Here is a 19246-nt window from a genome sequence, read left to right as displayed (position 1 = left end):
TTCATATTTTACCCCCTATTAACTGTCCGTTCTGACAATGTTCAGGTCCTCATTAAAAGAGTGCCTGTATTTCTTTACATATTCGGACGGATTCATGCCGAAAAGTTTAAAAAACTGCTCCCGGAAATACTTGATATCGCCAATTCCGACCTGAAAAGCGGCCTGATTGACGGTATAATTCTCCCGGAGCATCAAAACGGCGGCTTTCCGGAGGCGAATAGAACGGATAAAGGCGTTAATGGTTTGTCCGGAGATGGATTTTACCTTCTTATACAGGCTGGAATGACTCATACCGATGGCCTGTGTGAAGGTTTTGATGGTGAAATCTTCATTTCCAAGGTTGGCTTCTACGATCTCAATGCATTTTTTCAGAAAATCCTGGTATTCGGCAGGTACTTTCAGATCGGTCCGCTTCAGGGTGATACGGTCCAGGAAATATTCCCTGAGCAGATTCCGGTTTTTGATGATGGTCTGCACTTTCACCAGTAACAGCTCATTATCAAATGGTTTGGTAATATAATCGTCCGCCCCGCCTTCAATACCTTCCAGTCTGGCCGTCGGAGAAGACGCCGCCGTCAGGAGAATGACGGGGATATGGCAGAATGCTTCGGTTTCCTTTATTTTCCGGCAGAGGGTCAGTCCGTCCATGCCTTCCATCTGTACATCACTGATGACCAGGTCAGGCATATATTTTTCAATAGCCGCAAATCCGTCGGTCCCGTTTTCGGCTTCATACACGATGTACTTATCTGCGAAAAGCTGGCGGAGGTAGCTCCTTATTTCCTCATTATCGTCTATCAGCAACATCGTTCTCTTCTCTGTGATCAGTTCTTCAGAAACCCCGGGTTTAGCCGGCTTGCTATATACTTCTTCGATCAGTTCATCCAGGATCGCCGATTTCTTAGCCGGTTCTTCTATTAGCTGGGAAGGCTCAAAATGAGCGGCGCCTTTTTGCAGGTAGATAGAAAAGGTGGTTCCCTGGTTAAGGGTGCTTTTAAAAGTGACGCTCCCCCGGTGGTTTTCGATGAACTGTCTGACAAGGTACAGACCAATACCAAATCCAGACTGCTTACTATCTCCCTGTTGGAATTTATCAAAGATCCTGTGCTGCATATGTTCGGGTATACCGGTTCCGGAATCGGTCACCGTGATGGTCACTTCCAGATCGGTACAGGTTACGGCACAGCTTATTTTTCCGTTATCCGGCGTGAACTTGAAGGCATTGGACAGCAGGTTGAACAAAGCGATCTCTATTTGTTCATAGTTGGCGTAAACGTCAGCGGTCTCATTCGCAGTAATAAATTCATAAGTAATATGGCGCGTTTCTGCCTGCTGGGTGAAACAGAGGAAGACCTCATTACAGAGTGCGATGATATCCAGACGGGCGACTTTCAGTTCGTCGTCATTACCTGCTTTACGGAACAGCAGCAGCTGATCGACAAGGCTCAGTAAACGTCTGGCATTTCTATATACTACCCCCAGTTTTTCATTGTCTTTCAGTTCTTTGAGCGGATTGATGATCAGCGTCAGCGGCGTTCTGAATTCATGGGAGACATTGGTAAAGAAAGAGAGTTTCTTTTCATTGATCTCTTTTTCCTTTTCGCTCTCCAGGTGTGCCAGTTTGATCTCATATTTGAGTCTTTCCTGGCGGGATTTATATTGAATATAGCCATAGATCAGCATGGAGATCAATATCAGGTAAGCCATATAGGCCCAGGGCGTTCTATACCAGGGGGGTAATACGGTCACTTTCAGCAACTGCAGTTCCTGGCCCCATTTACCATCTGCATTAGTCACCCGTACCTTGAAGATATAACGCCCTTCCTGCAAACGGGTATAATTCGCTGTCCTGGCTTCTCCACCATCATTCCAGTTTTTATCCCAGCCTTCCAGCAGGTAGGCGTAACTGATCTTATCAGGAGAAGTATATTCCAGGGAAACGAAATCCAGGGAGATAGCAGCTTTATTATAAGGGATCGTGACTTCTTCAATATTATCCTGTGAACGGCCGGAGATGAGGTCCGTTTGTTGTTCCACAGGATTGTTATTAATACGGATACCAGTCAGGAACACCGGGGCAAAACTGCTGCGTTCATAGATACTGTCCGGATGGAAGATATTGAAGCCTTTGATGCCACCGAAGAGGAATTCACCTGATTGTAACTTCAGGGCTGCATTGTAGGCAAACTGGTTGCTTTGTAATCCGTCGGAACGGGAAAAGTTACGCGAGGTGTGTTGTACCGGGTCAAATTTCGCCAGTCCGTTGAAGGTACTTAACCAGAGGAAGCCTTTATCATCTTCCAGGAGGCGCAGGATAGTGTTACTGGGCAATCCATTGGTTTCTGTAAAGCGGGTGAATTTGCCGGTAGTTCCGTCTACGAGCAGCAATCCGCCACCTTCTGTACCTACCCATAGCTGGCCTCTTTTATCTTCATGAATGGCGCGTACTGTATTACCGATGGGGAATACCTGATGCTGCCGGTGATCACGGTCAATTTTTATCAGGGAAGAATAGTTCCCGCCCCACATATTGCCATGATGATCTTCTGCAAGACATTGGATATTAACGAGTGTTTTATCAAAGAGTTCGAAGTTATTTTTCTCCCGGTTGAAGAGATACAGCGTACCATTGTTGGTGGTGCTGGCCCAAAGTTGTTTGCTGGCATCCTGGTAGATCCCCCAGACATTATTTTCTTCGGATTTTGTGAAGGGATTGAAGCAGGAGAAATGTTCAAAGGCATCCTTCCGGCGATTGTATCTGTTGAGTCCTCCGAACCAGGTAGCGATCCAGAGATCGCCCTGTGCATCCTGCACCATGCTGGTGATAAAATTACTGCTGATGGCGCCCGGAGTGGAAGGATTGTATTTATAGATCTTAAAGGTATTGTTTTCGCGGTCCCAGTGTTTCAGTCCGCCGCCATCTGTACCTACCCATACGCCTTTCTGTCCATCTTCGCAGAAAGACAGGATGAAATTTTCTACGGTACCTGTAAATGCGTATTGCTCAAACAGGCGTTTGCGTCCATCGATGATATTAATCCCCCCTCTTAGAGTTCCGATCCATTTACGTCCTTCTCTGTCTTCACAGATGGAGTAGACGGCATTACTGGTCAGGGCCTGGCTGCTGTGCTCCGCTTTACCATCTCTGGCAATAAAGATACCATGGCCATCAGAACCGGCCCATATAGCGCCCTGCTGATCCGCACAGAGATTGACTATTTTACTGTTCTCTTCAAGATAATTAGCAGATAATGTACCATTATTATAGCTGAATAGACCCTGATCTGTACCCAGCCAGAGCATCCCTTTCTTATCAAATTTAAGGCAGTTCGCCTGTGTCATGATACGACTGATCACCGTCATTTTAGCGGTACGGCAATCATAGCGGCAAAGCCCTACGTGTTGTACAAATACGTAGGCAGCGCTTTTATCAGGCGTGAAGTCGATAGCGGTGACTTCATAGCTGGTATTGTTTTCCAGCGGAATCTTTTTACCTGTATTGGGCTGGTGGGCGAATTGCAGGAGTCCATCATTTTCAGAACCCACGAGTACAAGTCCATCGTTACCGGCTTTGATGATATGGATATTTCCCTGTACGGGTTTACCGTTGGCAAATGTTGCCGGGTAAAAATGTTCATTCACCGGATTGAGCACACTAATGCCTTTCCTGCCACCGGTCCATAAGCGGTGCTCAGTATCTCCATCAATTGTATAAATCCCGTTATCTATGAGAGACGTGGAATCTCCTATCCTGTTTCTGTAGATCTTGAATTTGTATCCATCATAACGATTCAGGCCATCGTAGGTGCCAATCCACATGAACCCTTTGGAATCCTGATAAACGTTTAATACAGCGTTGTTGGATAGGCCATTCTCTATACTGAGATTCTTCAGTGGCTCACCGGCAGCGAACAGGGCGTTCATTGCAAGGCATAGCCATAACATCATTGTCCACCGCATTATTCCGTATTATTTGTCTGTCAAAATAAGATTTTTTTCTTTAGTCGCATGACTTTCCTTTATATAAATGAAAATTAACGTATTCATTGACAGATAAGTATCAGGAACAATATAAGTGTCCTATTTACATTTATGATTCAAAACTTTATTACAGAACGGGTGGCGATTACTTATCTTTAAGACAAACCCATATTTACATGAACAACGGAGCAATTAAAAAAGAGGAGATCAAACAGGAAGTATTTGACCTGTATGACGACTATGCCCATAACAGGGTGAGCAGGCGTGAATTCATGGAAAAGCTGTCTGTCTATGCAGTTGGCAGCATCACCTTACCGGCGCTGATGAGTTTTCTGATGCCCGATTACGTCCATGCCATACAGGTGAAGGCGGATGATCCGCGGTTAAAGTCGGAATATATACATTACAATTCCGACAAAGGCGGCGGAGATATCAAGGCGTTATTATCCAAACCCGCTGATACCAAAGGCAAACTGGGGGGTATTATAGTCGTGCATGAGAACCGGGGTCTGAACCCGCATATAGAAGACGTTGCCAGACGAGCGGCACTGGCAGGATTTATCTCCGTTGCACCAGATGCATTGACGCCGCTGGGCGGTTATCCCGGTACGGATGATCAGGGAAGAGAACTGCAGAGTAAGCGGAACAGGGATGAAATGCTGGAGGACTTTATCGCTGCCTACACCTATCTTAAAAACCACAAGGACTGTAATGGAAAGATCGGTGTGGTTGGATTTTGTTTCGGGGGATGGATCGCCAATATGATGGCCGTACGCATACCCGAACTGGCGGCGGCTGTACCTTTCTACGGCGGACAGCCACCCACCGAACTGGTACCGCAGATCAAAGCACCACTCCTGCTGCATTATGGAGAGTTGGACACCCGTGTCAATGAGGGATGGCCGGCATATGAAAAGGCGCTGAAGGAAAACCATAAGGAATATAGCGCCTATATCTATCCGGGTGTGAACCATGGTTTTCATAATGATACCACGCCCCGTTATGAGAAGGCGGCAGCAGAACTGGCCTGGAAACGGACGATTGACTTTTTTAAGGAAAAACTGAGCTAAGCATATTATTGGAGAAGCAAAGGGCTGTCCGCCATATAGCGGGACAGCCCTTTGTCGTTTTAGAATGGCAATACGTACAGTATCAGAAAGGATGATGGCGCATACCACCGTCTACGACAGCGACAGTACCAGTGATATACTTCGCACGGGGAGAGACCAGGAATGCCGCCATATTGGCCATATCCTGGGGTTCGCCAAAATCACCCAAAGGGATTTCCTCTGATGCAAATTGCTGCCGGGCATCCCCCTGGAAGAAAGGGCGGATATTCTCTGTATCGATCAATCCGGGCTGCAGGCAGTTTACCCGGATACCATATGCTCCCAGTTGTGCTGCCAGCTGTTTCGACCATACCACCAGGGCAGCTTTGGCCACGGCAGAGGCATTGATACTACGCAGTTCATAGCTGCTGGCGATATTCAGGATAGCCCCTTGTCTGCGTTCGATAAATTGAGGCAATAGTGCCTGTGTCAGTTGCCGATGATGGCCGAAGTCGAGCGTCAGGGAAGCATTCCAGGCATCCTCTTCCCCTATTACCTCCAGCGGACGGCTACGTCCCGCATTATTGATCAGGATATCTACATGCCCCAGGGCAGCCAGGGCGGCATCGGCAATGGCCTGAGGTCCCTCAGGCGCGACAAAATCCTGTACAAAAGTGATGGGAGGAATACCGCCAGCGGCAGCTATTTCTTCTTTCAGACTATCCAGTAACGATGCATTTCTAGCGGTGGCAAATACCCTCACTCCTTCGATAGACAATTCCTTCACGATAGCGCGGCCAATACCCTGACTGGCCCCGGTCACCACTGCTGTTTTTCCTTTTAAATACAGATCCATGATTCCGTTGTTTTGATTTGACGGATCAAATGTAAAATGGCGCGGCAGAATAATGATGCACAGCAATCAATTGTAGGAAACACACAAAAATGTCAGGCGGACATGATAAGCAACAAAAAAGCGAAGGCATTTGCCTTCGCTCTCAGAGATTCCGTTGCTATCGTAAACAATCTACAGTGATTTGATACCACCGTCGATCGTAAGTTCAGCCCCAATCATAAAAGAAGCATCGTCGGAAGCCAGGAAAAGTGCACCTGCGGCAATTTCTTCCGGTTGACCGATCCTTTTTACAGCTGTCATGGCAGCCATAGCGGATTTCATCATGTCGATGTCTGCCTGGGAAGATGACACCTGTTCAAATACCGGGGTATCGATAGGGCCAGGAGTGAGGACATTGACACGGATGCCCCTGTCTACCAGTTCAGCGGCAAAGCTTCTGCCCAGTGAGCGGATAGCCGCTTTTGTCGCAGAATAAGATGAGTGGTTAGGCACACCTATTTCATTGGCAATGGAGGACAATAAGATAACGGAAGCGCCGTCATTCAGGTAATTCAGCGATTTCTGAACAGTAAAAAATGTTCCTTTGAAGTTGATATTGCTTTGTTTGTCAAACATTTCTTCTGTAAAAGCCGCCAGTGGCGCGAGTACATATACAGCTGCATTGGCAACAAGGATATCTATTTTACCCACTTTCTCACCGATGGTCTTATACAGACGGTCCAGGTCTGACAGACTGGAAGAATCAGCCTGTATACCCAGTGCGCCGTTACCGATCGCTGTAACTGCGTCATTCAGCACAGATTCGCGGCGGCCGGTGATGATCACTTTTGCTCCTTCTGCCGCAAATAATTTCGCTATTGCCAGTCCTATACCTGCGCTACCACCGGTTACCAGTGCCACTTTGTTGTTTAATTTCTTAGCCATGTTTTTTGTTTTTATTTACATGACAAAGGTGGCATACCGGCGACTGCCAAAAAACAAACCAGTTTACAAAATCAACGTAAACCAGTTTCCCTTTTTGCGTGTTTATTCCTGATCCGGGACAGGAACTGCCGGGTCATTCCCAGGTAGGATGCCAGCGCATACAAGGGTACCCTGGCGGCAATAGATGGATAAGCCTCTAAATATTGCAGGTATCTTTCCTCTGCGGAAAGCGTAAGGTTTGTAATAATACGTCGCTGGAGAAAAGCCAGGCTCCGTTCATATTGAATTCTGAAAAAGGACTCATAGACCGGATGGAGTCGTCTCATTTCCGCCTCTTTTTCGTGGGAAATCTGTAACAGCCGGCTGTCCTCCAGCGCCACTACGTACATAGTAGCGGGTTGCTGGTAGACGAAACTATTTACATCCGTGATCCACCATTCCTCAATAGCCAGTGAGATGGTATGATCATTTCCTTCCTTGTCAAGCACAAAAGCACGCACAGTTCCTTCCAGGACAAAGATCTTATAACGGGCTGTAAATCCGGGTTGTACAATGTACTGGCCTTTTTTCACCCGCACTTCCTCAAAATAGCTGGCGAAAATCGCGGCGTCCTCTTCAGCCGTTTCTACCCGTTTCAGGAAATAAGCCTTGAGAGTGTCCGTTGCGCTGATATTTTTCATGTACCTTATTTAACGACTGTCTCCAAAGGTAATCACTAACCATTTAACAATGTTAGAGGCCATTGCCGGCAATTTGCTTGCATATGTAATCCGGGATAACTATCTTCCACGCTTTACCCTTAGAAAGCATATGACCGAAACAGCTACTACGACCGCGCCAAAGGGACAGGCCGCGTTATTACAGACGAGACAACATTTTGAGATACTCGACGGACTGAGAGGCGTTGCCGCCGTGTTCGTAGTGTTCTTCCACTTTATGGAGGTGATCTTTACAGACGCCACAAAGAATTTTGCCGGACACGGGTTCCTGGCGGTTGACTTTTTCTTTTGTCTGAGCGGATTTGTGATCGCCTACGCCTATGACAACCGTATTGAAAAGATGGGGACTGTGGAGTTCTTCAAATCAAGGATCATCCGTCTGCATCCATTGGTGATATTGGGCACCGTATTAGGTTTGCTGGCCTTCCTCTTTAACCCGTTCGCACCGGTACCGGAGACTTATACCTTTGGCAGAATTGCGCTGATCGTGCTGACTTCCATGCTGATGATCCCTTTCCCTGTGATGGGGGAAACGTACTTCAATTTATTCGGACTGAACGCACCTTCCTGGTCACTTTTCTGGGAGTATATCGCCAATATTATTTACGGCACCATACTATGGAGATTTTCCAAAAAAGTCCTTCTTGGTCTGCTTGTCATTGCAGCAATATGGCTGATCTATACAGCAAAAAAGGCCGGCAATCTTTTAGGTGGATGGTCTGGTGGCACCTTCCTGGATGGAGGCGCCCGTCTCAGTTATTCCTTCCTGGCAGGACTGCTGGTATACCGTTACAATTTCATTATCAAAAATAAACTGGGTTTTCCGGGTATGGCGGTGTTGCTGTTACTCGCCTTGCTGACACCTGTTACAAAAGAACCCTGGCTGATCGAACTGGCCCTCGTGATGGTTTATTTCCCTTTACTGGTGGCACTGGGCGCCGGTGCACAGGTGAGTAATAAGGCAGTACACAGCGTGTGTGATTTCGCCGGAAAGATCTCCTACCCGCTTTATATGACCCATTATATGGTGATCTGGATATTCGCCGCCTATTTCAACCAATATAAACCTGGTCCGTCACAGCTGTCATGGGTAGTTGGTATGGGTGTTGTTTCACTGATCGGATTTGCATACCTGGCAATGGTACTATATGATATTCCGGTACGTAAGTATCTGACAGAGAGAAGGAAGTTAAACAGGCAGGGCTAATTAAATAATTAGCCCTATCTTCATATTTCAAATATTCTTTACTTGAAATGAACCGTAAGATTAACATCCTGCCCCTGATGACATTGTTGTGCAGCCTGCCTTTTGCAAAAGTGAATGCACAGCAGAAGGCCCAGACATCAGCAGCCGCTCAGGCTGACATTAACTCTATCAGAAGCGAATTTAAGCGCATTAACGGGCTTACATTACGCAATGAAAAGTTTACCTATGAAGCAGCTGGTTGTACCGACGATGGCGCCGTACAATATTTCTTCAATGGAAAAGAGATCGTAAAGATCATTGAAACCGGTGCTATCGGAGATGGTAGCTGGACCAAGGAATACTATTACCAGTCAGGTAAGTTTATTTTCAGCTATGAAGTAGCGATAGGTAGTTCTGCCGACGGACAGGACTCTAAGATCGAGCATCGTCTTTATGTGAAAGATGGTAAGATCCTCCGTTATATGGAAGATCAGAAAGAGATCAAACCTGACAGTGAAGCAACGCGTGGCGTGGGTGTAGCGGATAAGATCCTCAAGGCTTACACCACGAAAGAGTTTGCAAAAGCACTGTGCGAATAGGCTACCGGATCCAGGAAGCGATGGCTTCCATGAAAAGCGTCTGCTGATCGATAAAAGCGGCATGCGAACAATCATCCAGGTACCACACATGATCATTACCCAACTGGGATTTTAAACGTTCCAGCTGCGCCGGAGAAAAGAGACCATCGTCCTTGCCGTAAAAAGCGAAGATATTGATATGCTTATTTTTGAGGAGCTCGAATTTAGACGAGATATCGAGGGTGGTATACTTTTCATTATACAGAAATCCTCTGGCAGCAGTGTCACGACCATATTGACTAAGGAGGGTTAATGTAGTATCTAAAGCTAATTTATTATTTAATGCGACAGACAGTTCATTTGGATGCGGCGTTTTAAAAAAACCATTTTGAGTGGCAAATGCAAAGCAATGCAACCTGAACCCAAATGAACTGTTGTCCATTTCCTTTACAATAGCAATATCTCTTAAACCAGTTGTATCATTTCTGACTTTAAAGATGCTGTCTGATTTTGATATAATAGTAGCATAGGTATCCTGTAAGGAGAGCAAAGAACTCAGCAGCACAAGAGAAGATACTTTTTCACTATATTTTTCAGCATACAGGGTTCCCACCAGACCTCCAAAACTATACCCGATCAGGGTAGCTTTTTTAATATCATATTTCCTGTATATAGCATTCAGGTCTCTGAAGGTCTGCCGAAATGTATATTTCGCATCATGATCAACAGAGCGCCCTTCCCCTCTTCTGTCATATACAACAACAAAATATCCCATGGCAGATACCTGCTCTGCGGTGGTGACCTCAAAAGAACCCGCATTACTGCCTGGTCCTCCGTGCAAAAAGATCAGTGGTTTATCCTTTGGATCGCCAAAGGTTTTGATATAGGAAGGCTGTGCATGTGTATAATTGACAAAAAACAGTACCAGAAAGGACAGCGCCACTAAAAAACGTTTCATCTAAGCTCTATTGTGCGGGCTAAGTTATTTCAAAATGTCCTTTTCTCCTTACTATTTTTTTGTATGGTCAACATCGGGCAAAGGGATCCCTAATAAGCCAGTTTTATAGGTGATATGGACGGTATCGGCTTCCTTCAATTGGGTATTGTAGACATAATCCTGCAGCACTTTATCATGAGAAAGTTCTTTTGAGGCAATATCAGAAAGAAACAGCGCCTCCTTTGTCCTCGCAGTATCCATTAGAAACCGCACCACATAGGCCCTTTCTGTGGGTCCGTGCGTAGACAAACCATTGATGAACAGGGCAAACACAACAAAGACATCCCTGAGCAGGAAAAACAGCATAGTAAATCCGATTGATTTAGGTAAAAAGCCGCCCAGTACAATACGCACCCACCGGTGTCCGATAATATTAATATGATTCCTGTATTTCCTCCATAAAGCGACGCACTGATACAGGAAACTGCCGGCAAATACTACCAGGAGCGCCCATAGTCCGTATTCACTCTTGAAAGCACTGATGCTTGCACGGGTGTAGTGCCGCATGAGCGCTGGTATCACAAACTGTGAAATCACCAGCAAAAAGCAGATGAATAATATGTTAAAACTGTGTTTCCTGAAAAAGAGGATGATTTTTCGCATGAGGCATAGTTTGGAGGATATCCGAAAATAGCAACTTCATCCATCACCAGGATAACTTTTAACAAAATATATTTGAGAAAACAGTTGGTTGCGCATATATTTGCAACCAACTGGTTTCTTAAAATCTAAGGTGAAATGAGACGCGATATATTCCAGGCCATTGCAGACCCGACGAGACGGGCCATTATAGCGCTACTGGCGTTGCAGGCCATGACGCCGAACGGCATTGCAGAACACTTTGATTCGACCCGGCAGGCCATATCAAAGCATCTGCGTATTCTGACAGAATGTGAACTTGTTAAACAGGAACACCAGGGTAGAGAGATTTACTATCACCTTGAAATTCAGAAGATGAAAGAGATAGACAAATGGCTCGAGCAATTCCGTAAGCTCTGGGAGATACGGTTTGACCAACTTGATAATGTATTATCCAACCTCAAAAAAAATAAGAAATGAGTAAAGCAATCCTTTTTGATTTTGTGGTAGACAAGCCAAACAACAGGATCAGAGTAGACCGGTCATTTGATGCCCCGCTGGACCTGGTGTGGACTGCCTGGACGGATGCTGAGATCCTTGACCAGTGGTGGGCGCCCAAACCCTACCGGGCTGAAACAAAATCGATGGATTTCCGGGAAGGTGGCAGATGGCATTATGCCATGGTAGGGCCAGAGGGAGATAAACAATGGTGTTTGTTCGACTACGAGACAATTCACCCCGAGCAAAGTTATGCCGGTATCGATGCCTTCTGCGACGAGAATGGCGTGCCCAATCCGGCGCAGCCCCGTATGCGCTGGAATAACAGCTTTAACGAAAGGCCGGATAATACAACCGTCGTGAATATCGAGATAAAGTTCAACCAGTTATCTGACCTGGAAAGCATCCTTCAGATGGGCTTTAAGGAAGGCTTCAGCATGGGACTCGAAAACCTGGATGCCTATATCAGTGCCCAGTTTTACCTGAGAAAACAAAAGAAACCAGGTAATAAAGCCAGGGTATCGTTCTACCTCAATTTCCCGGGTAATACAGAAGAAGCGCTTCATTTCTATAAATCCGTCTTCAAAACAGACTTTGTGAACGGCATACAGCGCTTTGACGATATACCGGCCGACGCAGGCAATCCGCCGATAGCAGAAGCAATAAAGAAAATGGTCTTACATGCGGAACTGCCTTTATTAGGCGGCGCTATTCTGATGGCAACGGATGCACCAAAAGAAATGGGCTTTACCCTCACACAGGGCAACAATATGCATATTAACCTGGAACCAGAAAGCAGAGAGGAAGCCACACGCATCTTTGATGCACTCTCCGCAGGTGGCGAAATCACCATGCCATTACAAGATATGTTCTGGGGTGCTTACTACGGTAGTTTTAAGGATAAATACGGCATCAACTGGATGGTAAACTATCAACCGGCCAACTAATTTATTCAACCATATATCACGCCATTCTAAAGCCACTGTTCTCAGTGGCTTTCTTTTTTGCTACATTCGCAGTCTTCAAACGCCAGACGCATGACATTGTATAAAAAATTGTTGCCCATCGCCTTCATAGCGGCCCTGATCGGAGGAATCTCCACTCGGAGCCACGCACAAAAACTGATAAAAGACCTGTATGTCGATAAAGAATGGTCGGCGGATTACCAGCCGTTCCGCATTGCAGGAAACCTCTACTATGTTGGTACCTATGATCTGGGGATGTTCCTGATCACAACGCCAAAGGGACATATCCTGATCAATACAGGGGTAGCCGGTTCCGATACGCTGATCAAAGCACATATGAAGACCCTGGGCTTCAATTTTAAAGATATCCGTATCCTGCTGACCACACACGCGCATTACGACCATGTAGGTGCAATGGCGGCCGTTAAACAGCAGACACATGCCAAAATGATGATCAATGAGAAAGATGCGGCTCTGCTGGCTGATGGTGGCAGCTCAGATTATGTCATGGGCGGCAAAGGCAGTATGTTCTTACCTGTAAAAGCAGACCGGATCCTGCATGATGGGGATAGCATACAACTGGGAGGAATGAATATCGTCATGCGGCATCATCCCGGCCATACCCCTGGTGCGAACAGCTTCCTGTTTGACGTAAAGGATTCCGCGCGTACCTACAAAGTATTGATCGCCAATATTCCTTCTATCCTGAACGATACAAAACTAAGTGGAATGCCGCTTTACCCGGAGGTAGGCAAAGACTATGCGTATACGCTGAAGGCTATGAAAGCACTGAAATTTGATCTGTGGCTGGCAGCTCATGCCGGTCAGTATGAACTGCATAAAAAGCATCAACCCGGCGATGCTTATAATCCGGCAGCTTTCAGCGACCGTGCCGGATATGACGAAGTGCTGGATGAATGGCAGGGGATATACGATAAAAGAATAAAGGGAGAATAGATATAAAAACGCCTGACAGGATTGCTGTCAGGCGTTTTACATTTTTATATAGGTTCAGCAGTGATATTTTTGGCAGCGAGTTCTTTCGTTATCTCTTCAAAATTGTCCGCATAAAACAGCTTCATTTTGCGCAGGTTTGGGAAATGCCTGGTATCCTCAAAACTTTTGATGTTAAAGGTATCATCTTCCCCATCCCAGAAACGTAACATACTTCCGTACACCTCATCTCCCCCATCCTGGGATATCTCAGTGATCTCAGCAGCATACTTACGATCTATTTCCAGCGCTTCAAAATAAGCAGTTACTTCAGGAATGAAGGCGTACCCTTCCTCTTCCACGTCAATCTCTCTTGCGGAGTGATCTCTAATGAATTCATACAGATCAAAAACAGGCGCTATAAACTTCTTTTCATACATCAGTTGCTGTATTACCGCCAGCTTGAAATTGAAGTCCGTAAACTGGATCTTCTCCCCGTCTACCTTACGATAACTATATTTATCGGAATGGACCTCCGGAGCCGGTGGCATGTATTGACTGATCGTGATAGCCTGTACGTTGTCCTCTTCTGCATCAAAATAAACGGTCATATCCCCTACTGTCAATGAACCACCATCATCCAATCTGGAGACCTTTTTCAGTCGTTTCCTTGTTTTCACGAACACTACCCTGCAGTCTTCTGCATTAATGTCAAATGGTGCCTTAAAAAGGTTTTTAGGCGAGAAGTCAAACTTATTACGGAACATTTCCAGATGAATAGCCTCTACCAGTTCTCCATTATTGGAGTAGGCCAGTATACCTTCTTCGTCCCAGGTGTAAATATGATTATACTGTTTTTTTACATGGCGGGCATTCCCCAATAAAGCCTGTAGTTCCCGGATATTTGCCGGAAATGAGATTTCCTTTTTGTTGATGATCAGTTTGTCGTTAACAATTGCTATCTGCATAGGACCTTTTTGGATGAATACATCTTTAAATGAAGGACCAAAGATATAGCCGTCGTCCGAAAAAAGCTAATCCCTGAGAAGCAGTCAAATGCCTATTTATCAAAATCCGCACTGATGGAAATATCTTTCTGCTGTTCCAGTTCTTCCTTCATCGTAGCCAGTTTTCTGGCCGCCCTGACATACGCATCCCTTCCCAGGAAAAGATGTACCGGCGGATCCGGCTGTTCTGCCAGTGCAATCAGTATCGCGGCAGCACGATCAGGATCACCGGCCTGTTGTCCATCCATGGACAGGTACTGCTGTTGTGTTCTTCTCACCAGTTCATACCCATCAATATCAGCAGTGCTCTTAGCAAGAGAAGCCGGTGTCAGGAAACCTGTACGGAAACCGGAAGGCTCCACTACTGTTACCTTAATTCCATATTCATTGACTTCTTTGGCCAGTACTTCAGAGAATGCGGCGATGGCTGCTTTCGTCGCGGAATAAACAGCCCATCCCGGAGCACCCACGAAACCTGCCACAGAACCAATATTAATGATATGTCCTGATTGCTGGCGGCGCATTACCGGCAGTATCCGTTTGACTACAGCGATACCTGCCAATACATTCACCGCAAAGAGCTGACTGATATCTTCGGCACTTGTTTCCTCCACTGTACCGGTCATACCGTAACCGGCGTTATTCACCAGCACATCGATCCTGCCAAAGGCCGCCAATGTCCGTTCTACTGAATCGTCTATACAATCTGCATTATTCAGATCGACCACCAGTGGCAGAAATCTTTCATTATCTATGAGGCCTACGGCCTTACTCATTTTATGTGCGTCGCGGGAGGTGGCTGCCACCCTGTAACCATTGGCAAGCAATGCTTTTACAAGGGTCAGTCCCAGTCCCTGGGAAGCTCCCGTCACGTACCATACTTTTGAATTGTTCATCTTATTATGTTTTACAATTACACTCAACAATTATCCGACAACAACCCATCCATGCAGTATCTCCTGTCCGGGCATGCAGTAACCTGTCCGGGTATTCCCGGCTATACCTACTTTTCGTAAATATGACAGATGATCGTTGCATACCCGGCTCCCCGCTGAGATCCGTTTCCCGGGGTGCTAAGACTGTTGCAGCACTCCGCGGCTTTTATTGTATACCTCCGAAATACGCTGTTGTTTCCTCAATCAGCGATTGCATTAATCCGGCGGCTTTTCTATGTTTTAATATCGGGGCGATCTGACCTCCCCAGAAGTAGATCATATCCCACTGTTCCTTTTCAAGCGCCGCCTTCCGCAAAGACGACATGAACGTCGTCTGCAGGGGAAAGGGCAGTATATCCTTTGTATCCGGAATCAATGCTGAAGTGATTCTGTTGGCAATTCCCCTGCCCAATCTGCCGGTAAAGGCGCGGGTCAGTGTGGTTTGTCTGGCTGCATCAGAAAACAACATTTCCCGGTGTAAAGGCGTGGCATTTGACTCATCACAGGCCAGGAAGGCAGTACCTATCTGCACCGCAGCTGCGCCCAGTGTCAGTGCCGCAGCGATTCCTCTCCCATTGGCGATACCTCCTGCCGCAATCACCGGCGTCTTTACTCTCTCCCTGATCAGTTGCACCAGTACGAAAGTACCGGTTGTAGATGTTTCTGCGGATTGAAGGAACGATGGCCGGTGTCCACCGGACTCAAACCCGGAAGCGACAATCAGGTCCACGCCTGCTGCTTCCAGCGCGATTGCCTCATCCAGTGTGGTAGCAGCCCCTATTGTTACAATACCAGACCGGCGACATTGTTCCAGTATATCTGCGGATGGGATACCAAACATAAAGCTGAATACCGGCGGTTTCCGGTCCAGGATCACGGCTACCTGGTCTTCAAACCTCGAGCGGAAAGTTCCTGGTTTTTCAGGCAGCGCAATACCCAGTTGATCGAAGTAAGGCCGGAAGAGCTCCTGTGTGTGTTTAAACTGTTCGTCTGAAACAGTACCGTCAACGGCGTCTGTATCATTCACCCACAGGTTGATATTATATGGCTTATTAGTGGCCTTTCTGATCTGTTCATCCACGGCTACGATCTCCTGCGGACTCATAGAATAGGCTCCAAAGCCGCCTAATCCGCCTGCATTTGATACGGTAGCCACCAACTCCACCGAGGACAGATTCCCCCCAAAAGGCCCCTGCAAAACAGGATATGCAATACCTAATAATTCCGATGCTTTTGTCTGATACCACATGATGTTTAACCTTTATTTACTGATGTCGCTGATCATCTTGTTAACGATCACCCAACGACCCTCAATTTTATGAAAAGAAAGGAATTCATCGTACAAAAAATCATACATTTTCACCATGACCCGGGCTACCGCGATCGAGTTGATAATATCGATAGATATGATCTTTCCTTCGAAAGGTTTACCGGAATCCTTTGGGCTCTGACGGTTCTGAACCCCAGCCAGATATTCTTCCCTGTTTTTGGCGTAAGGTTGTCCCTTTACGTCTCCGAAGAGCAGGGTGCCAGGATACAGTATGTTGCCCAGTCTGCCGGTATCACCTGCATAAATAGCTTTAAAATAATCATTCTCCAGTACCTCCGCAATAGCGAGGGAGTCCTGCTGCTTATTTTCCATCTTTCCAGATTTTTGTGCTTTCAGTGCGGGGATCAATCCGACCAGCAAAGCGGTCAATAGAAGCTTTTTCATGATCAGTTCAGATTATGACCAGCACCCATACCACCATCTACATTAATAATGGTACCGCTTATGAAATCATTTTTTGCTACTGCATATACCATCTGTGCCACATGTTCTACTTCTCCCACCCTGTTCAGCAGATGGATACCTGCGCTCTGGTCAGCATCTTCTCCATGCATGGGTGTGCGGATCACACCCGGAGCGATGGTATTAACACGGATGTTCTGTTTCCCAAATTCAGCGGCCAGTTGCAGCGTCAGTGAATGGATCGCTCCCTTGGAGGATATCGGTGCCGTGGATGGTGCGCCGCCCAATGCATGATATACCAGTGGTGTACCAATATTAATGATCGTACCGTCTTTTTGTTTAAGCATCTGCGGCAGGATCGCCTGGGTGGTAAAGAACGTGCCTTTCAGATTGGTATTCAGGAAGCGGTCAAGATAAGCTTCGTCTACTTCCAGGAAAGGTTTTGTTTCGTAAATACCGGCATTGTTTACCAGTACATCCACGCTGCCGAATCTTTCCAGTGCAACCGCCAGGAGACGTTCACCGGTACTTTTATCTTTTACGTTACCTGCTACCATTGCCAGGTTAGCACCTGCACCCAGTTCCTGATATACCTGTTCCAGCTTTTCGGCTGTTGCGGAGTTGATCACTACATTGTCGCCTTTATCTAAAAAGTAACGTGCCACTTCTTTACCTATACCTTGTGAAGCACCTGTTACTATAACTGTTTGCTTTTTCATCTGAATATTTTTTATAAATGATGTAATGTTTATCTGTCTACTTCTTATCTGCTGTAATTCCTTTTTCTCTCAGTACCGATACCTGTTCTCCGGCAAAACCCCAGTCATCCAGTTCTATTTCCTGGATCACCACATGTGTCAGCTGCGGATCTTTATTCAGGACATCAGTGATCAGGTCTGTCACCCCTTTGATCAGGGCCTGTTTCTGTTCTCTGGTAACACCTTCACGGGTTACTTCGATCTTTACGTAAGGCATGATGATAAGTTTTGAGCTAAAGCTGCTTAAGCAGCTTTAGCGGTTAAGGTGATGGATAATTCGAAGTCGTTGTAGATCAGGGTATCGCCCAGGTCTTTGAAGAAATTACCGGAACGGAAGCGCATCTCGTATTTGGTACGGTCGATCACGATCTTACCGCTGGCGGTCAGCTGTGCACCATTTACGGTTACATCCGCATCAAAGCTCACCGGGTGTGTGATACCTTTGATCGTGAGGTCTCCGTTAATATGTTTACCTGACACTGATCTGATCACCAGCGTAGCTTCCGGATACTGTTGTGTAGAGAAGAAGTCGTCAGATACCAGGTGGCCCAGAAACTGTGCGTTGGTGGCCAGATCTGCGATATCCAGTATTTTAATAGAGGTAGTGTCTACCACGAAGGTACCGCCGGTCAGCTGGTTACCGTTGACTGTCAACTGGCCTTCTTTAATGGCAATTGTACCATTGTGAGCGCCGGTTACTTTCTTACCAACCCAGTCAATATTGCTTTGAGCATTAACGATTTGAAATGTTTGATTTTCCATTTTATTGCGTGTTTTTGTGTTTGCGTTTTGATTACAACACAAATGTCCGTCGGAAAATCGGGGCCATCACGTGATCTACATCACATCTGGAATTAAGTGATCCAGATCACTTTTCAGGGGTATACAGGCGGCTGAGGGTTTCCCGGGATACACCCAGGTAGGCCGCAATAAGGTTTTTGGGAACAATGTTATACAACTCCGGATAAAGTGCTAACAGCTCCTCGTAGCGGTATTTAACATTGTTGTTCATAAAGGATAACAGCCTTTTCTGGCTGGCGACATAGCCCTTGTTGGTTCTCCAGCGAAAGAAGTATTCTACATTATGTATTTCCCGGCATATTTTCTCCCTGTCTTCATTACTGAGACAAAGCACTTCAGCGTCCGTGATACAGTCTACATTGATGGTCGCTTTGTGCTGGCTGTACAAAGCGTTATAGTCAGAAGTCCACCAGGTCGGCATCGCAAACTGGAGGATGAACATTTTCAGTTCGTCGTTGATAAAGAAAGACTTCAGGCAACCGGACAACACGAAGTATTCACAGTTTACCGGCCTGCCCTCCGTAACGATGGTTTGTCCCTTCTTATATTGCTGGTATTGGAAATGAGAGAAGATATAGTCAAATTGCTCATCTGTGAGTGTCGTTACCTTGCTGATGTGTGTCTTAAGGAGTGCTTTTGCATCTGTGGTATTCATATGCCGGCTGTCGCTTTACGAGGCTAAAGGTAGGAATTAAAAGCAAAAAACATTATCTTACAACCATTGATTAACTCATTCAGTCATTTAACC

Annotated in this window: 20 protein-coding genes; 6 read left to right on the top strand and 14 right to left on the bottom strand. The window is 46.2% G+C overall.

Features of this window, described 5'->3' with window-relative positions; translation table 11 throughout:
* Positions 1–18: 18 nt before the first annotated feature.
* Positions 19–3948: a hybrid sensor histidine kinase/response regulator transcription factor gene (locus BMZ72_RS04255; protein WP_255373101.1), complete on the bottom strand. Its 3930-nt coding sequence runs from the start codon at positions 3946–3948 to the stop codon at positions 19–21.
* A 209-nt stretch (positions 3949–4157) separates the two neighbouring features.
* Here BMZ72_RS04255 and BMZ72_RS04250 point away from each other — a divergent pair, with 209 nt between their 5' ends.
* On the top strand, positions 4158–5051 hold the full coding sequence (locus BMZ72_RS04250; protein ID WP_089805558.1) for a dienelactone hydrolase family protein: 894 nt from the start codon (positions 4158–4160) through the stop codon (positions 5049–5051).
* An 82-nt stretch (positions 5052–5133) separates the two neighbouring features.
* On the opposite strand, the gene BMZ72_RS04245 is transcribed toward BMZ72_RS04250, so the two are convergent.
* From BMZ72_RS04245 to BMZ72_RS04235, 3 genes are all read right to left on the bottom strand, one after another.
* Positions 5134–5886, bottom strand: coding sequence for an SDR family NAD(P)-dependent oxidoreductase (locus tag BMZ72_RS04245; RefSeq protein ID WP_089805556.1), 753 nt, complete (start codon positions 5884–5886; stop codon positions 5134–5136).
* 171 nt (positions 5887–6057) lie between these two features.
* Positions 6058–6810, bottom strand: a complete 753-nt coding sequence (locus BMZ72_RS04240) for an SDR family oxidoreductase (RefSeq protein WP_089805554.1) — start codon at positions 6808–6810, stop codon at positions 6058–6060.
* A 71-nt stretch (positions 6811–6881) separates the two neighbouring features.
* Positions 6882–7490 carry a Crp/Fnr family transcriptional regulator gene (locus tag BMZ72_RS04235; protein WP_089805552.1) on the bottom strand — a complete coding sequence of 203 codons (609 nt, stop codon included), beginning with the start codon at positions 7488–7490 and terminating at the stop codon, positions 6882–6884.
* A 49-nt stretch (positions 7491–7539) separates the two neighbouring features.
* On the opposite strand from BMZ72_RS04235, the gene BMZ72_RS04230 reads away from it, so the two are divergent.
* Together BMZ72_RS04230 and BMZ72_RS04225 are read left to right on the top strand one after the other, a co-directional pair.
* The gene (locus tag BMZ72_RS04230) at positions 7540–8736 is read left to right on the top strand and encodes an acyltransferase family protein (RefSeq protein ID WP_089805550.1); all 1197 of its coding nucleotides are present in this window, start codon (positions 7540–7542) and stop codon (positions 8734–8736) included.
* A gap of 47 nt (positions 8737–8783) precedes the next feature.
* Positions 8784–9314: a hypothetical protein gene (locus tag BMZ72_RS04225; RefSeq protein ID WP_089805548.1), complete on the top strand. Its 531-nt coding sequence runs from the start codon at positions 8784–8786 to the stop codon at positions 9312–9314.
* A 1-nt stretch (position 9315) separates the two neighbouring features.
* On the opposite strand, the gene BMZ72_RS04220 is transcribed toward BMZ72_RS04225, so the two are convergent.
* The gene (locus tag BMZ72_RS04220) at positions 9316–10251 is read right to left on the bottom strand and encodes an alpha/beta fold hydrolase (protein WP_089805546.1); all 936 of its coding nucleotides are present in this window, start codon (positions 10249–10251) and stop codon (positions 9316–9318) included.
* A gap of 51 nt (positions 10252–10302) precedes the next feature.
* On the bottom strand, positions 10303–10893 hold the full coding sequence (locus BMZ72_RS04215) for a hypothetical protein (protein WP_089805544.1): 591 nt from the start codon (positions 10891–10893) through the stop codon (positions 10303–10305).
* A gap of 135 nt (positions 10894–11028) precedes the next feature.
* Here BMZ72_RS04215 and BMZ72_RS04210 point away from each other — a divergent pair, with 135 nt between their 5' ends.
* The 3 genes from BMZ72_RS04210 (at position 11029) to bla (ending at position 13289) form a co-directional block, all read left to right on the top strand.
* Positions 11029–11349, top strand: a complete 321-nt coding sequence (locus BMZ72_RS04210; RefSeq protein WP_012792180.1) for an ArsR/SmtB family transcription factor — start codon at positions 11029–11031, stop codon at positions 11347–11349.
* Positions 11346–12314, top strand: a complete 969-nt coding sequence (locus BMZ72_RS04205) for an SRPBCC domain-containing protein (protein ID WP_089805542.1) — start codon at positions 11346–11348, stop codon at positions 12312–12314. Before BMZ72_RS04210 ends, BMZ72_RS04205 begins: the two co-directional genes overlap by 4 nt.
* Before the next feature lie 90 nt (positions 12315–12404).
* Positions 12405–13289 (top strand): subclass B3 metallo-beta-lactamase, encoded by an 885-nt coding sequence (gene bla / locus BMZ72_RS04200; RefSeq protein WP_218155199.1) that lies wholly within the window; start codon positions 12405–12407, stop codon positions 13287–13289.
* A 44-nt stretch (positions 13290–13333) separates the two neighbouring features.
* On the opposite strand, the gene BMZ72_RS04195 is transcribed toward bla, so the two are convergent.
* From BMZ72_RS04195 to BMZ72_RS04160, 8 genes are all read right to left on the bottom strand, one after another.
* Entirely contained in the window at positions 13334–14233 is a 900-nt protein-coding gene (locus BMZ72_RS04195; protein WP_089805540.1) for a DUF6892 domain-containing protein, read from the bottom strand.
* Between the two features lie 92 nt (positions 14234–14325).
* On the bottom strand, positions 14326–15168 hold the full coding sequence (locus tag BMZ72_RS04190) for an SDR family NAD(P)-dependent oxidoreductase (RefSeq protein WP_089805538.1): 843 nt from the start codon (positions 15166–15168) through the stop codon (positions 14326–14328).
* A 205-nt stretch (positions 15169–15373) separates the two neighbouring features.
* Positions 15374–16456, bottom strand: coding sequence for an NAD(P)H-dependent flavin oxidoreductase (locus tag BMZ72_RS04185; RefSeq protein WP_089805536.1), 1083 nt, complete (start codon positions 16454–16456; stop codon positions 15374–15376).
* A 12-nt stretch (positions 16457–16468) separates the two neighbouring features.
* On the bottom strand, positions 16469–16921 hold the full coding sequence (locus tag BMZ72_RS04180) for a nuclear transport factor 2 family protein (protein ID WP_089805534.1): 453 nt from the start codon (positions 16919–16921) through the stop codon (positions 16469–16471).
* 2 nt (positions 16922–16923) lie between these two features.
* Positions 16924–17658, bottom strand: coding sequence for an SDR family NAD(P)-dependent oxidoreductase (locus BMZ72_RS04175; RefSeq protein WP_089805532.1), 735 nt, complete (start codon positions 17656–17658; stop codon positions 16924–16926).
* Positions 17659–17695: 37 nt separating this feature from the next.
* Positions 17696–17914, bottom strand: coding sequence for a tautomerase family protein (locus BMZ72_RS04170; RefSeq protein ID WP_012792187.1), 219 nt, complete (start codon positions 17912–17914; stop codon positions 17696–17698).
* 26 nt (positions 17915–17940) lie between these two features.
* Entirely contained in the window at positions 17941–18459 is a 519-nt protein-coding gene (locus BMZ72_RS04165; RefSeq protein WP_089805530.1) for a YceI family protein, read from the bottom strand.
* A gap of 106 nt (positions 18460–18565) precedes the next feature.
* Positions 18566–19153: a Crp/Fnr family transcriptional regulator gene (locus BMZ72_RS04160; protein WP_089805528.1), complete on the bottom strand. Its 588-nt coding sequence runs from the start codon at positions 19151–19153 to the stop codon at positions 18566–18568.
* Positions 19154–19246: the final 93 nt, after the last annotated feature.

This window comes from Chitinophaga sp. YR627 (assembly GCF_900114995.1).
Taxonomy (GTDB): Bacteria; Bacteroidota; Bacteroidia; order Chitinophagales; family Chitinophagaceae; genus Chitinophaga.
Note: the sequence above shows the minus strand (reverse complement) of the source record. Positions and strands in the feature narration are given on the sequence as shown.

Excerpts from the sequence above, each read along its gene's own strand:
- BMZ72_RS04255 (WP_255373101.1), bottom strand. The coding sequence starts at position 3,948 with ATGATGTTATGGCTATGCCTTGCAATGAACGCCCTGTTCGCTGCCGGT.
- BMZ72_RS04250 (WP_089805558.1), top strand. The coding sequence starts at position 4,158 with ATGAACAACGGAGCAATTAAAAAAGAGGAGATCAAACAGGAAGTATTT.
- BMZ72_RS04245 (WP_089805556.1), bottom strand. The coding sequence starts at position 5,886 with ATGGATCTGTATTTAAAAGGAAAAACAGCAGTGGTGACCGGGGCCAGT.
- BMZ72_RS04240 (WP_089805554.1), bottom strand. The coding sequence starts at position 6,810 with ATGGCTAAGAAATTAAACAACAAAGTGGCACTGGTAACCGGTGGTAGC.
- BMZ72_RS04235 (WP_089805552.1), bottom strand. The coding sequence starts at position 7,490 with ATGAAAAATATCAGCGCAACGGACACTCTCAAGGCTTATTTCCTGAAA.
- BMZ72_RS04230 (WP_089805550.1), top strand. The coding sequence starts at position 7,540 with ATGTTAGAGGCCATTGCCGGCAATTTGCTTGCATATGTAATCCGGGAT.
- BMZ72_RS04225 (WP_089805548.1), top strand. The coding sequence starts at position 8,784 with ATGAACCGTAAGATTAACATCCTGCCCCTGATGACATTGTTGTGCAGC.
- BMZ72_RS04220 (WP_089805546.1), bottom strand. The coding sequence starts at position 10,251 with ATGAAACGTTTTTTAGTGGCGCTGTCCTTTCTGGTACTGTTTTTTGTC.
- BMZ72_RS04215 (WP_089805544.1), bottom strand. The coding sequence starts at position 10,893 with ATGCGAAAAATCATCCTCTTTTTCAGGAAACACAGTTTTAACATATTA.
- BMZ72_RS04210 (WP_012792180.1), top strand. The coding sequence starts at position 11,029 with ATGAGACGCGATATATTCCAGGCCATTGCAGACCCGACGAGACGGGCC.
- BMZ72_RS04205 (WP_089805542.1), top strand. The coding sequence starts at position 11,346 with ATGAGTAAAGCAATCCTTTTTGATTTTGTGGTAGACAAGCCAAACAAC.
- bla (WP_218155199.1), top strand. The coding sequence starts at position 12,405 with ATGACATTGTATAAAAAATTGTTGCCCATCGCCTTCATAGCGGCCCTG.
- BMZ72_RS04195 (WP_089805540.1), bottom strand. The coding sequence starts at position 14,233 with ATGCAGATAGCAATTGTTAACGACAAACTGATCATCAACAAAAAGGAA.
- BMZ72_RS04190 (WP_089805538.1), bottom strand. The coding sequence starts at position 15,168 with ATGAACAATTCAAAAGTATGGTACGTGACGGGAGCTTCCCAGGGACTG.
- BMZ72_RS04185 (WP_089805536.1), bottom strand. The coding sequence starts at position 16,456 with ATGTGGTATCAGACAAAAGCATCGGAATTATTAGGTATTGCATATCCT.
- BMZ72_RS04180 (WP_089805534.1), bottom strand. The coding sequence starts at position 16,921 with ATGAAAAAGCTTCTATTGACCGCTTTGCTGGTCGGATTGATCCCCGCA.
- BMZ72_RS04175 (WP_089805532.1), bottom strand. The coding sequence starts at position 17,658 with ATGAAAAAGCAAACAGTTATAGTAACAGGTGCTTCACAAGGTATAGGT.
- BMZ72_RS04170 (WP_012792187.1), bottom strand. The coding sequence starts at position 17,914 with ATGCCTTACGTAAAGATCGAAGTAACCCGTGAAGGTGTTACCAGAGAA.
- BMZ72_RS04165 (WP_089805530.1), bottom strand. The coding sequence starts at position 18,459 with ATGGAAAATCAAACATTTCAAATCGTTAATGCTCAAAGCAATATTGAC.
- BMZ72_RS04160 (WP_089805528.1), bottom strand. The coding sequence starts at position 19,153 with ATGAATACCACAGATGCAAAAGCACTCCTTAAGACACACATCAGCAAG.